This is a genomic window from Fusibacter sp. JL298sf-3 (assembly GCF_053842995.1).
Genome location: NZ_CM132608.1, coordinates 205,806 through 219,066 on the forward strand (window position 1 = coordinate 205,806; position 13,261 = coordinate 219,066).

Genomic DNA, 13,261 nt, shown 5'->3' on the forward strand with positions numbered 1-13,261 from the left:
GAAAAGCGTAATTAAGGAGGCTTATTATTATGAGTAAAATTATCGGTATTGACTTAGGTACAACAAATTCATGCGTGTCTGTATTAGAGGGCGGCGAAGCCGTCGTTATCCCTAACGCAGAAGGGAATAGAACCACACCGTCTGTAGTTGCTTTTACAAAAGCAGGCGAGAGACTTGTCGGCGAAACGGCAAAACGTCAGGCGATTACAAACCCAGACAGAACCATTATCTCAATTAAGAGAGAGATGGGTACAGATCATAAAGAGGAAATCGACGGCAAAGTGTATTCACCACAAGAGATTTCAGCGATGATCCTTCAAAAATTAAAAGCGGATGCAGAAAGCTATTTGGGCGAAAAAGTAACAGAAGCAGTTATTACTGTACCAGCTTACTTTACGGATGCTCAAAGACAAGCGACAAAAGACGCTGGTAAAATCGCCGGACTCGAAGTTAAGAGAATTATCAATGAGCCGACAGCAGCTTCTCTTTCTTACGGCCTCGACAAGACAGACAATCAGCACAAAATCATGGTATTCGACCTCGGCGGCGGTACATTTGACGTTTCTGTCTTAGAAATTGGCGACGGCGTCTTCGAAGTATTGGCGACAAACGGCAACAACCACCTCGGTGGCGACGACTTCGACAACGTGGTTATGGATTTCCTTGCTGAAACTTTTAAATCTGAACACAATGTCGATTTGAGACAAGATAAAATGGCTCTTCAAAGACTTAAAGAAGCTGCTGAAAAAGCGAAAAAAGAACTGTCTTCTACACAGTCTACAAACATCAACTTGCCGTTTATCACTGCGACAGCTGAAGGCCCACTTCACCTCAACATCGACTTGACAAGAGCGAAGTTTGAGCAATTGACCAAACACCTTGTGGAGCAGTCTATGGAGCCTACGAGAAAAGCGCTTAAAGATGCCGGCCTAAATGCAGGTGACATCGAGCAAGTTATCCTCGTCGGCGGTTCTACGAGAATTCCAGCGGTTCAAGATGCGGTTAAGAAATTCATCGGAAAAGACCCACATAAGGGCATCAACCCTGACGAATGTGTTGCTCTTGGTGCAGCTATTCAAGGTGGCGTTCTCTCAGGTGATGTAAAAGATGTCTTGCTTCTCGACGTTACGCCGTTATCACTTGGGATTGAAACGCTCGGTGGCGTTTCAACGAAGTTAATTGAAAGAAATACAACAATTCCAACAAAGAAAAGCCAAATTTTCTCAACCGCAGCTGACAACCAAACAGCTGTTGACATCCACGTTTTACAAGGTGAGAGACAAATGGCAGCTGACAATACGACACTCGGTAGATTCCAACTGGACGGCATTCCTGCTGCTAGAAGAGGCGTGCCACAAGTTGAAGTTACATTTGACATCGACGCCAACGGTATTGTAAACGTCAGTGCAAAAGACCTCGGTACTGGTAAGTCACAACACATTACAATTACGGCGACAACAAACCTTTCAGAAGACGAAGTCGAAAAGAAAGTAAAAGAAGCAGAGCAATTTGCAGAAGAAGATAAAAAGCAAAAAGAACTCATTGAAGAACGCAACAAAGCCGATAACATGATCTATGAAATTGAGAAATCACTTGACGATTTAGGGGAACAAGCTACAGAAGCTGAAAAATCAGAAGTTGCTGCAAAGATTGAAACCCTTCGCGAGTCTATGAAGGCCGACGATGTGGAGAAAATCAAAGCGGACTTTGAAGCCCTTACAAAAACGTTCCAACCCCTTGCAGAACGTCTTTACGCACAAGCTCAAGCACAAGCGCAACAAGCTCAAGGCGGCGCTGAGGCACAAGCTGATGGCGATGATTCAGTTGACGAAGCAGACTACGAAGTGGTAGACTAATAAAAGTCACAAGGCACCTTAACGGTGCCTTGTAAGTTTCAAGACCAAAAAAGAAAGGCGGTTTTAGCGTGAGTAAAAGCGACTATTATCAGTTGCTTGGCGTAGAAAAAAATGCTGATGAAAATGAACTCAAGCGAGCGTATCGCAAGCTCGCTATGAAATATCATCCTGACAAAAACCCAGATAACCCTGAAGCAGAGGCCAAGTTTAAAGAAATCAACGAAGCATACGAAATATTAAGCGATCCGGAAAAGAGACGTTTGTACGACCAGTTCGGCCATGCCGGCGTCAATCAGAATGCCGGCGGTGGCGGTGGCTACGGTGGTTTCCAAGGATTCGGCGGCTTCGAGGACATCATTAATGAAATGTTTGGCGGCGGCTTTGGCTTTGGTGGTTCAGGCAATCGACGCAATGCGCCAAGAAAAGGGAAAGACGTCCATGTAGACGTTGCTTTGAGCTTTGAAGAAGCGGCTTTCGGAAAGAAAGTCGATATCGAATATTTGAGAACGGAAGAGTGTACCCACTGTCACGGCAAAGGCAACGAGCCGGGGACAAAGACCAATACGTGTCCAACCTGTGACGGCAAAGGTGAAGTGCGTTATGCACAGCGCTCTCTTTTCGGCGAAACCATTAACGTAAAGGTTTGTAGTACCTGTAAAGGCAAAGGGGAGACTTTTGAAAAAGCGTGTTCTGTCTGTAAGGGCAAGGGCATCGTCAAGAAGCGTAAAAAACGCGAAGTCGAGCTTCCGGCAGGTGTTTTCCACGGTGCCAACCTACAGTTGAGAGGCGAGGGCGACCTCGGACAAAATGGCGGGCCGAGAGGCGATTTAATTGTCATTATCCGAATTAAGCCCCACAAAGAGTTTAGACGTGAAGAAAACGATGTCTACTATGACCTTTGGGTGTCTTATGCAGATGCTGTACTCGGCGCCGAGGTAATGGTGCCGACACTAGACGGCAAAGTAAAGTTCACCATTCCCGAAGGGACGCCGAGTGGTAAGCAGTTTAAGCTGCGCGGCAAGGGGATCCCGGTATTAAACGGCTACGGTCGTGGCGACCAGTATGTTAAAGTGCTCGTCGACATTCCTAAGAACCTAAATAAAAAGCAGAAAGAACTGCTTGAAGCCTTTGAAGCGGAGCTTACCGGAAAAAAGAAAAGCGACATCGTGGAGCAACCGAAAAAAAGCAAGAAGAGTAAGAAAGACGATAAGAATTTTTTTGACAAAATGAAAGATGCACTCAGTTAAAATACTGCATTAAGCCTACCTCTGCGTAGGCTTTTTGCCGTTGGCAAAAAAGTGCGGACAAGATCTTAAATGAGAAGAGGAAATAAGATGAGTTGGTATGAAGTTAATGTCAATACAACAGCGGTGTGTATAGAAGCCGTCAGCAATTTGTTTACGCGACACGGTGCCGGCGGCGTTCAAATTGTCAACCCGGACGACCCCGATTTAAAGGGCAGCGCGTCGGGGACATGGGATTATTTTGAGCCGGATAATACGCAACTCGATTTTGAAGGCGTTATGGTCACCGCTTATTTGGATAGAGAACCGGAGGCTATAGAGGCGACGGTAGCTGCTCTTAAAGAAGAAATCGGGCGATTTCAAACCTATGGGCTGGACCCAGGGACGTTCTCCGTCAGCTACAAAGAAGTACACTCTGAGGACTGGGAGAACGAGTGGAAGAAATACTTTAAGCCTTTTAGGCTGGGAAGACACATGGTGGTTAAACCGTCTTGGGAGCATTTTGAAGCAGAACCCGACGATATTATTATCGAAATCGATCCGGGCAACGCTTTTGGCTCCGGTACACATGAAACGACGTCGATGTGCATTGAAACGTTAGAGCGTTTTCTCAACAAAGGCGACAGCGTTATAGACGTGGGGTGTGGCAGTGGGATTCTCAGCATTGCAGCAGGTCTGCTGGGTGCCGGTACGGTGACGGGTATCGATATCGATCCCACGGCGGTGAGAACGGCGCGGGAAAACGTTAGCCACAATGGCCTTAGTGAAAAGACGACGATTCTAGAAGGGGATTTAATCGATAAAATCAATGCTCCGGCAGACATTGTCGTCGCCAATATTATCGCAGAGATTATCGTCAACCTCGTAGACGATGTCAAAACGGTTTTAAAAGAAGGCGCTTTGTTTGTGGCTTCCGGCATTATTACAGACAAAATTGAGCTGGTAACCAATAAGTTGAAAGCATCGGGGTTTGAGGTTTTAGAAGTTATAGAAAAGGGCGAGTGGGCCGTTGTGGTTTCACGTCCCAACTTCTAGGAGGCCACATGCATAGATTTTTTTTATCAGGAGATGATCGCGTTGAGCGACCGAAAATTTGTATAGAACATCAAGAGAGTTACAAGCATCTAGTGAAGGTGCTTCGTGCCAAAGTCGGCGAAGCGGTGGAATGCGTCGGTGAGAAAGTCTTTACTTGCGAAATCGCATCGATAGAGGGGCAAACGGTGATCATGGACATACAGTCCGAGCGGGAAAGCGACCACGAGAGTGCCGTTGCCATCGACCTCTATCAATGTCTGCCGAAAGGGCCTAAGCTCGAGTGGATTGTACAGAAGAATGTAGAACTGGGTGTTCGCGATTTTTACCTCGTGGCATCGGACCGGTGTGTGGCCACTTGGAAAAACAAAGATGTAGACAAAAAACTCGAGCGTTATGAGCGCATCGCCCAAGAAGCGGCGAAGCAGTCAAAGAGAGATTATGTCTCGTCGGTCAACGGCTTGTTGCCTTTTGAGGCAGTTTTGAAAGCGGTTGAGACCTACGATTTGTTTTTGGTTCTTTATGAAAACGCTTCGGGATTTGGCCTTAAAGAGGCGCTTCGGACATTTGAAGGACAACATATTGCGGTTCTCGTCGGGCCGGAGGGTGGTTTTTCTGAGGCTGAAATTGAACGGTTACGCGAGAAAACAGCGGTGGTTACACTGGGCAAGCGTATCCTCAGAACGGAGACGGCAGGGCTTGCAGCGGTGACGTGTATTCAATACGAACTCGGTGCAATGTCTTGAGTAAAAAGCGCTTTCGAAGGGAAGCGCTTTTTGCTTGCTAAAGAGCCTGTTATTTGAACAGCTAGTTTATACGACTGTTTATGCTATAAATCCTATTTTTGCATGCATTTTGATAAAATTTCTTTCTTACTTTTCAAAACTGTATTTTACAATGAAAAAACCGACCTCCAAAATGTTAGATCTTATGTCTAACTCATTGGGGTCGGTTTAAACTAAGACCATAAAAATTAAAGTTTACTCGACATGGATATTAGTGTCGCAACAATGAAGAATAACAGGATTCCAAGGCGTAGTTCACAACTGTGGATGTACGCGATAAGGTGTTTAGAGCTGTCGTCGTTTTCCGCTGCTTTCAGCGCTTTTTCGTGGCTCTTATAGCTCTTATAGAAGAGGACGACAAAGAGTGCATAGGAGACTATTTTCATAAAGCTTGTATTCATTGATAAACGCCTCTCTTTCTAAGATTTAGTAAACGCCAAGATAGTCGATAGAATTTAGTTTATCTCCGTAAAATCAAACGGTGCCTTCATCCCAAGTACACATTTCTGTACAAATACAGTTCACAAAACAAGCGAACGCTTTTTAGTGTTGCTGAGACATTCCGTGCAGCCTCTATATATAGAACGAATTCAAAGAATCATATCTTACACAAGTTAAAAAATCTTAATATTTTATTGGGATCAAATCTAAGTTGAAGACGAAGGGGTATCAGAAATAAGGAGAAAAATTTCCCTTAACGATGGACATGGCTCTAAAGACACCAGGGAAACGTACGCCAGCAACAAAAGCCCTAGGATGAGCATACGACGTTAAAGCAGCGAGTAGTGATTGTAAATAGTGTGAAGGCAGACTTTTACGTGTCTGTGTATTACGAGGCTTACGGCAGCAAATTTGATGGTTATGCCCCCCTCATAGATTTAAGTGTTATGGGATTTTGGTAATGACAAGAAGGGTTGTGGAGAAGAATTTATAAGATGGCAATTGACTGTCTAGTATGGTAAAATAAAATTCATTTTAACGCGAAAGGAAGAAGTAAAATGGAAGAAGAAAAAGTTGACATAGCACTTTCGAGTGAAGAGTTTTACCAAAAATATGGGCGTAAAAAAATCATATCTACATTAACTCTTGGCTGCAAAACCAACCAGTACGAGACCGATGCCATTATGGCGCTGTTTTCAAAAGAAGGGTATGAAGCCGTCGCATTTGACGAGAGAGCCGATCTCTATCTCGTCAACACCTGTACCGTCACGGCTGTGGGCAATAAAAAATCGAGACAGATGATTCGACGCGCTAAGAAAATATCACCAAATGCTCTCGTTGTGGTGATGGGGTGCTATGCTCAAGTGTCCACTGAAGAAGTGGCCCAACTCGATGAGGTCGACATTATCTTGGGTACCAATGCGCGAAACCGCATACTGAGCTATATAGAGACGTATATCCGTGAAGACCAAGCGGCACCGGTAATTCATGTGGACGATATTATGCAGGTAAAAGAGTTTGAAGACATGACGCTTGGCACAGAACTTAAAAAGACCCGTGCGTTTATTAAGATACAAGAAGGCTGTAATCAGTATTGCAGTTACTGTATTATTCCCTATGCTCGCGGCCGTGTAAGAAGCCGTCAACTGGACAGCATTGTCTCAGAAATTGAGACACTTGTTGCGTCGGGGTACAAAGAATTTGTTCTCACAGGTATTCACATCGGTTCTTACGGTCTCGATTTTGGCAATGTGCAGTTAATTGACCTCTTAGAGGCTGTCGATGGCATCACAGGTGTTCACAGGGTGCGTCTAGGCTCAATTGAACCGAGGTTGATTACGGAAGACTTTGTAGCGCGTATCGCACGTCTCGAGCACTTGTGTCAGCACTTCCATCTTTCGCTTCAAAGTGGTTCAGAGGCGGTGCTGAGACGTATGAATCGCAAGTATACCCCTGAGGCGTATGAAGCAGCTGTAGAACGCCTGAGAGCGTTCTACGGTGAGCCGTCTATAACCACCGATATTATCGTCGGTTTTCCAGGGGAGACTGAAGCGGAATTTGAAGAGACTGTGGCCTATGTAAAACGCATTGGGTTTAGCGAAATTCACGTGTTCCCGTATTCCATCAGAGAGGGGACGCCTGCGGCGACGATGCCGAATCAAATCGAAGGACCGACAAAAAAGGCGCGTGTAGAACGGCTGAGCGCTGTAGGACAACAGCTGAAAATCGATTATATGACCGCCCATATCGGCCAGACGCTGGAGGTCATTTACGAAGAAGACGACGGCACATTTGCGGTGGGGCATACCCGCAACTATTTAAAGCTCTATTGGCCAAAGACCTCGGAAGTTTCAGGCGGTCTATACGCAGTGGCAATTGAACGCGTTGAAGATGACACACTATTCGGTCAACGTGTTAAATAGTCGTAGTCAGCGCGTAATAAATCTGTTATAATAAGAATGTCAATAAGAGATGAAAGGAGGTGTTGAAATGGATTGTTTATTTTGTAAAATCGTCAATGGTGAAATACCGTCAAAAATCGTTTATGAAAATGATATTTTGCTGGCGTTTGAAGACATTGATCCAAAGGCACCGCATCACGTCTTGTTGATACCAAAAAAACACATTGGTTCTTTAAACGAAGCCGATGCATCGGATCTTGCATTGCTTGGACGCATGCAGCTTGCTGTGCGAGAAGTCGCCGAGTGTTTGGGTGTCGATGCGTCCGGCTATAGGTTGGTGACCAACGTCGGAGAAGACGGTGGTCAGACTGTGGGACATTTGCATTACCACTTGTTAGGCGGAAGGTCGCTCCAATGGCCTCCGGGTTAATGGATTAAAAAAATTATTTATTTCACAACAGAGGTATTGATTTATTGTGCCAATTCATGTATAATAATTGAGTATGTTCTAGGTACATTCCTCTGTACTTTTAAAGAATCTATTAACGGAGGGAGGGAATGTGAATGTCTGGCATCAAAGTAGGAGAAAACGAAAGCATCGATAGTGCTTTAAAAAGATTCAAGAGAGAAACTTCTAAAGCTGGTGTAATGGCGGAGATTAAAAAAAGAAGACATTACGAGAAGCCTAGTGTTAAGCGTAAGAAAAAGTCTGAAGCCGCTAGAAAGAAAAAGAAGAAGCAATATTAGTGAAAGGGTGATACGGTGTCACTTAAAGCTCGTTTAATGGATGATTTGAAAATTGCCATGAAAGAGAAAGACAAAGTACGCAAGTCCGTTGTCACGATGCTTCGTTCTGCCATCAAGCAAATTGAAGTAGATCAGCGCTGTGACCTTGAGGACGATGCTATTGTCGACATCATCGCAAAGCAAATCAAACAGAAAAATAACGCCATAGAGGAATTCCAAAATGGCGGGAGACCTGATTTGGTTGAAGAAGCTCAAGAGGAAATACGAATCCTAAAAACATACTTGCCGGAACAAATGACTGAAGAAGAAGTCAAAGCAATTGTCGATAAGGCCGTTGCCGATACCGGTGCAAGTTCCATGAAAGACATGGGAAAAGTTATGGGAATCGTAACGCAAGCGACCAAAGGACGTGCAGACGGCAAAACCGTTTCTGACATCGTCAAAGCTGCACTAAATCAATAGGTGAGCATCCTATGAAAATAACGGTATGTCCAACTGGACATACCGTTTATTTTTTGATATGAAACACAAATTATGCTAAAATAAAAATATCAAAACATTGGAGGTCATATGTCAAAAAACGAAAGTTGTAAAATAGCACTAGGCGACTTTACGGCCTTGCCGATTTTGTTCGGTCCGCTTGACGAAAACACGCGTATTGTAGAAAAAGCACTCCAAGTGCGCATTACATCGCGCAATGATGAAATAAATATCACTGGGGAAAACGCCTCAGTGGCAAAAGAAGTTCTCGAATCTCTAATGCAGGCGATTGAAAACGGCGAGACGCTGGATAAACAGAAGGTCACTTACACGATTCAGACGTTTCACGAAGGGGAAGGCGCGCAACTAAAATCCTTGGGACAATCGTACATCTGTGTTACGGCGCGGGGAAAGTACATCAAACCCAAGACCCTAGGTCAGAATCAGTACATTAAAACCATTGACAAAAAAGATGTGGTTTTCGGCATTGGGCCAGCGGGGACGGGGAAAACTTTTCTCGCTGTCGCCATGGCCATTAAAGCTTTTAAAAATCACAGCGTTAGTCGAATTGTCATTACGCGCCCTGCAGTTGAAGCTGGGGAGAGTTTGGGGTTTTTACCGGGAGATCTTCAAATGAAAGTCGATCCGTACCTCAGACCGTTGTACGACGCGCTGTACGATATTTTGGGAATGGAGACATTCAACACATTTAAGGAAAAAGGCCTTATTGAAATTGCGCCGTTGGCGTATATGCGGGGCCGTACGCTGGACAATGCGTTTATCATTCTCGACGAAGCTCAAAATACGACGAAAGAACAGATGAAAATGTTCTTGACGCGCTTTGGCTTCGGTTCGAAAGTCGTTATAAACGGCGATATTACGCAAATCGACTTGCCGAAAGGCAGAAAATCAGGGCTTATTCACGCACTGGATGTATTAAACGATGTAGAAGAAATCGGTGTTGTACGCTTTTCCGGGCGAGACGTCGTCAGACACGAATTGGTGAGAAAGATTATTGAACGGTACGACCTTTACGAGAAAAAGGATAAGGGAGTGTCTCAAAATGAAAAAAAAGAAGCCCAAGACCTCTAGGGTCAAGAAAACATGGCAGGTGTTTAAGCACTCGCCGCTTTTAGTAAACGCGACAGTATCGCTGGTCGCTTTTTCTATTATTTTTGTGGTTTTAATCGGATCGATTTTTTCAGGGCGGTACCGATACGAATCCGGTCATGTAGCCAATGAAAACATTTACTTGGAAGAGGACATTGTAGACGAAGAAGCCACTAATCAGCTTTATGAAAAGCGTCGGGCAGAAGTAACGCCTGTGATGTACGTGGATTTTTCCAAACTCGTCAACTCAAAAAAGGAGCTTACCGACTTTTTTGGTAGACTTCGTGAAGTCAAAGTGACCTACAAAGACGAAGTCGACGTAATGAAGCGCATTTACGCGGGCATCGAGCGCAAAAACAGCTACAAGTTTACTGAATCCGAGCTGATGGAGTTGGCCGGTTACAGTACAGAGCGATTGAAAACCATCGAGAACTACGCCGTTGACATTACGTCTCAAAAGATGATTTCGGGGATTACTAGAGCCCAGATTGAAGAGAGTTACCAAGACATTGAGCAGTACATGCAGTTGCAAGAACTGCCTGAAAACGACAAGTTGTTTGTCCTCAAATTTATCAAAGGGGCTTTAACTGAAAACCTGCTCATTGATGAAGAGAAGACGGCGGCTAAGGTCGACGAAGCGCTTGAAAAAGTAGAGCCCGTAAAACTCAAGGCGGGTACGCTAATCGTCAGCGAAGGACAGGCGATTACAGACAAAACATACGCTCTTTTGAAGGAGAGCGGCATGCTTATCGAGTCCTCTAAAACCTATTGGTCGACAAACTTTATTTTGCTGGCTTATCTGCTCGGCCTTTGGTTGGTATTGCACTTTTTCCTTTGGGGATTCGATCCGTCGACACTAAGGCAAACAAAACGCTACGGCATCTTGATGAGTTTGTTTATCTTCGCTTTTTTAACATCGGGATTTTTTTATAATTTATCGCCATACGCCATGCCGGTGACGACCTTTATTATGCTTGTGAGCATTATGCTCTCACCAGTTGTCGCATTTGGCTCCGGCACCATGCTTCTAATTTTAATACAGGCGTGGAACGGGCTCGATGTCTCCTTGACGTTGGCCTATTTGGTCACCTTGTTTTTTGGGGCTATTTTAATGCGCAACATCAAACAGAGGACGCAAATCATGGCCTGTGGCCTTATGAGCGCCTTAGTTTTGGCCTTGTTTTCACTGATGCATACCTTTGTGCTCGAAGGCAGTTTTAGCATCGAAGGGCAACAGTTGCTTTACGCGCTGTCCAACGGGGTTATCAGCGCCGTGCTCACCATAGGGATCATGCCGTTTTACGAAGTGTTTTTCGGCGTGTTGACACCGTTTAAACTGCTCGAACTGTCCAATCCCAATAAACCGCTTTTGAAGCGCCTGCTCATAGAAGCGCCGGGGACTTATCATCACAGCATTTTGGTGGGGAACTTGGCGGAGACAGCGGCACATGATATACACGCCAACAGCTTGCTCACACGTGTGGCCGCTTTTTATCACGATGTTGGAAAACTGGATCGACCATTTTATTTTAAAGAAAATCAAATTTCAGGTGACAACCCTCACGACAAGTTGCCACCGCAAGTAAGTGCCAATATCATACGGGAACACATGACTCACGGCGTCATGCTGTGTGAAAAGAACAAGCTCCCCAAGGAGATTGTCGATGTTATTAAGGCGCATCACGGCACATCGTTAATTAAGTACTTTTATTACGAAGAGCAAAAGAACAACCCCGATGTGGACATTTCGAAGTTTGTCTATCCGGGGCCGAAACCCAAATCCAAGGAGGCGGTAATTCTCATGCTGGCGGACTCCACTGAAGCCGCGGTTAGGACGCTGGAGAATCCGACTCGTGAAAAACTGAGTGATTTAATCGACAAGATTGTCGCTCAGAAAATTGAAGAAAAGCAGTTTACAGAAGCAGTGATTTCACTTAAAGAAATAGAGGTTGTGAAAAGTGCGTTTATTCATGTGCTCAACGGAATTTTTCACGAGCGCATCGTCTATCCTGAAATCGACCTGAAGAACATTTCCAAAGCGTCTTTTGACGAAGCAAAGGAGAACCAATGATAGAACTCGATATTCTTAACGAACAGGGCATTGTTTTGCCCACAGAACTCGTTGAGCAACTTAAAAGAGCTGTAGAAACTGTATTGGAAAACGAAGCGATTGCCGCTGAGTGCGAGCTCAGCCTAACACTGACGGACAACGCACACATTCGTGAACTCAATGCCGAATACCGCGGCAAAGACGTACCGACAGATGTGCTTTCTTTTCCTCAATACGATTGTCTGGTGGATGAAAGACCTGAAGACCCATACCTCTATATTGGAGACATTGTCATATCGGTTGAACAAGCGACGGAACAAGCTGAGAGGTATGACCACTCGTTTGAACGGGAAATGACGTATTTAACCGTACACAGCGTCTATCATCTCCTCGGCTACGACCATATTGAGCCGTCAGACAAAGTGATTATGCGTGAAAAAGAAAAGTCAACTCTCAAACAACTTGGGGTATTTAAGCAATAGGCCCCTCAAGGAGGCTTTATGAAAATGCGGAGATTATGCGCGGCACTGTGTTTGTCGGCTCTCGCTTTCGTCAACGGGTGTGCGCGGCAAGACGCGGCGTCGACCCGCGTCCAAAAAGTGTACACGCTGGAAACGGCAACAGTCCAACAACTATTGAACGAGTGGCATAAAAATTACCGCGCGGCTTTTGAAGGGTTTACGCCGGCTGATATCGTCACTGGTGAGGCCCTAAACCCATTAACCGGTTTAGGCGTCTCTGGAGAAGTTTTAGAGAGGCGTCCCCTAGTGGTGCAACTGGATAATTTCTATTCAGCTAGACCCCAGGCGGACCTCGGTAAAGCGGACATCGTCTACGAGATTTTGGCAGAGGGTCAAATCACACGGTATATGGCGGTATTTTACAGCACGTACCCGACTCGCGTCGGACCGATACGCAGTACAAGACCCTATTTTGTCTTAAAAGCACTTGAGTACGACCCCTATTACGTACACGTAGGGGGCTCTATGGCGGCGCTGTCAGATGTGAAGACTTATGGAATGGCCGATATAGATGCCCTTTGGAGCAACGCCTTCTATAGAGCATCTCATAAAAAAATGCCGCACAACATGTACAGCGACGCAACAGACCTGTTAACAGCCGCTAAAAGCAGACAGTATGATACGAAAGGGGACTTTACCTATCTGGCGTTTAACAGCGCCTTTACGCCTATAGACGGTATAACCGCAGAAGAGATTGTGTTTAGATACAAAAAACCGACTCAGGGAGACCCCGTGGGGTATGCCACTTCGTATAAATATGACAAAGAGACACGCCTTTATAAAAGGTATACTAATGGAGAGGCACATGTCGATGAAAACGACCAAAAACAGCTGACCTGTACCAACATTTTGGTGCAGTACACAGACACCAAAGTAATTGACAACGAAGGCCGACTTTCTATGACGCTTATAAGCAGCGGGAGTGGCCGCTATTATACCGGCGGTTCAGCTATCGACGTTACGTGGGCAAAAAAAGACGCGCGTAGCAAAACACAGTTCTATCAGTTGGACGGCACACCGTTAAAACTCAACCCAGGTAAAACATGGTATCAAATTATGCCTGTGGGCACACAAGAAGAAATTAAATGAGGTGA

Annotated in this window: 13 protein-coding genes; 12 read left to right on the forward strand and 1 reads right to left on the reverse strand. The window is 45.1% G+C overall.

Translation table 11 applies throughout. The annotated features are described in order from the left end of the window. Positions 1-29 precede the first annotated feature (29 nt). From dnaK to ACR6HW_RS01005, 4 genes are all read left to right on the forward strand, one after another. Positions 30-1,856 carry a molecular chaperone DnaK gene (gene dnaK / locus ACR6HW_RS00990; protein ID WP_455729306.1) on the forward strand — a complete coding sequence of 609 codons (1,827 nt, stop codon included), beginning with the start codon at positions 30-32 and terminating at the stop codon, positions 1,854-1,856. Positions 1,857-1,924: 68 nt separating this feature from the next. Next, positions 1,925-3,103, forward strand: a complete 1,179-nt coding sequence (dnaJ, locus tag ACR6HW_RS00995) for a molecular chaperone DnaJ (RefSeq protein WP_455729307.1) — start codon at positions 1,925-1,927, stop codon at positions 3,101-3,103. A gap of 87 nt (positions 3,104-3,190) precedes the next feature. Further along, a complete protein-coding gene (prmA, locus tag ACR6HW_RS01000) occupies positions 3,191-4,135 on the forward strand; it encodes a 50S ribosomal protein L11 methyltransferase (protein WP_455729308.1) in 945 nt (314 codons plus the stop codon). An 8-nt stretch (positions 4,136-4,143) separates the two neighbouring features. Further along, positions 4,144-4,878 carry an RsmE family RNA methyltransferase gene (locus ACR6HW_RS01005; protein WP_455729309.1) on the forward strand — a complete coding sequence of 245 codons (735 nt, stop codon included), beginning with the start codon at positions 4,144-4,146 and terminating at the stop codon, positions 4,876-4,878. A gap of 227 nt (positions 4,879-5,105) precedes the next feature. Here ACR6HW_RS01005 and ACR6HW_RS01010 read toward each other — a convergent pair whose 3' ends face one another. After that, the gene (locus ACR6HW_RS01010; RefSeq protein WP_455729310.1) at positions 5,106-5,318 is read right to left on the reverse strand and encodes a hypothetical protein; all 213 of its coding nucleotides are present in this window, start codon (positions 5,316-5,318) and stop codon (positions 5,106-5,108) included. Positions 5,319-5,915: 597 nt separating this feature from the next. Here ACR6HW_RS01010 and mtaB point away from each other — a divergent pair. The 8 genes from mtaB to ACR6HW_RS01050 all read left to right on the forward strand — a co-directional run bounded on the left by mtaB (position 5,916) and on the right by ACR6HW_RS01050 (position 13,256). Further along, on the forward strand, positions 5,916-7,280 hold the full coding sequence (gene mtaB / locus ACR6HW_RS01015; protein WP_455729311.1) for a tRNA (N(6)-L-threonylcarbamoyladenosine(37)-C(2))-methylthiotransferase MtaB: 1,365 nt from the start codon (positions 5,916-5,918) through the stop codon (positions 7,278-7,280). A 67-nt stretch (positions 7,281-7,347) separates the two neighbouring features. Further along, positions 7,348-7,689: a histidine triad nucleotide-binding protein gene (locus ACR6HW_RS01020; protein WP_455729312.1), complete on the forward strand. Its 342-nt coding sequence runs from the start codon at positions 7,348-7,350 to the stop codon at positions 7,687-7,689. Between the two features lie 134 nt (positions 7,690-7,823). Further along, positions 7,824-8,006: a 30S ribosomal protein S21 gene (gene rpsU / locus ACR6HW_RS01025; RefSeq protein WP_455729313.1), complete on the forward strand. Its 183-nt coding sequence runs from the start codon at positions 7,824-7,826 to the stop codon at positions 8,004-8,006. Between the two features lie 36 nt (positions 8,007-8,042). Beyond that, entirely contained in the window at positions 8,043-8,468 is a 426-nt protein-coding gene (locus ACR6HW_RS01030; RefSeq protein WP_455729314.1) for a GatB/YqeY domain-containing protein, read from the forward strand. Between the two features lie 108 nt (positions 8,469-8,576). Then, positions 8,577-9,578 (forward strand): PhoH family protein, encoded by a 1,002-nt coding sequence (locus ACR6HW_RS01035; RefSeq protein WP_455729315.1) that lies wholly within the window; start codon positions 8,577-8,579, stop codon positions 9,576-9,578. Continuing rightward, entirely contained in the window at positions 9,550-11,667 is a 2,118-nt protein-coding gene (locus ACR6HW_RS01040) for an HD family phosphohydrolase (RefSeq protein ID WP_455729316.1), read from the forward strand. The genes ACR6HW_RS01035 and ACR6HW_RS01040 overlap by 29 nt, the downstream gene beginning before the upstream one ends. Next, entirely contained in the window at positions 11,664-12,128 is a 465-nt protein-coding gene (gene ybeY, locus ACR6HW_RS01045) for an rRNA maturation RNase YbeY (RefSeq protein WP_455729317.1), read from the forward strand. Before ACR6HW_RS01040 ends, ybeY begins: the two co-directional genes overlap by 4 nt. A gap of 24 nt (positions 12,129-12,152) precedes the next feature. After that, a complete protein-coding gene (locus tag ACR6HW_RS01050) occupies positions 12,153-13,256 on the forward strand; it encodes a DUF3048 domain-containing protein (RefSeq protein WP_455729318.1) in 1,104 nt (367 codons plus the stop codon). Positions 13,257-13,261: the final 5 nt, after the last annotated feature.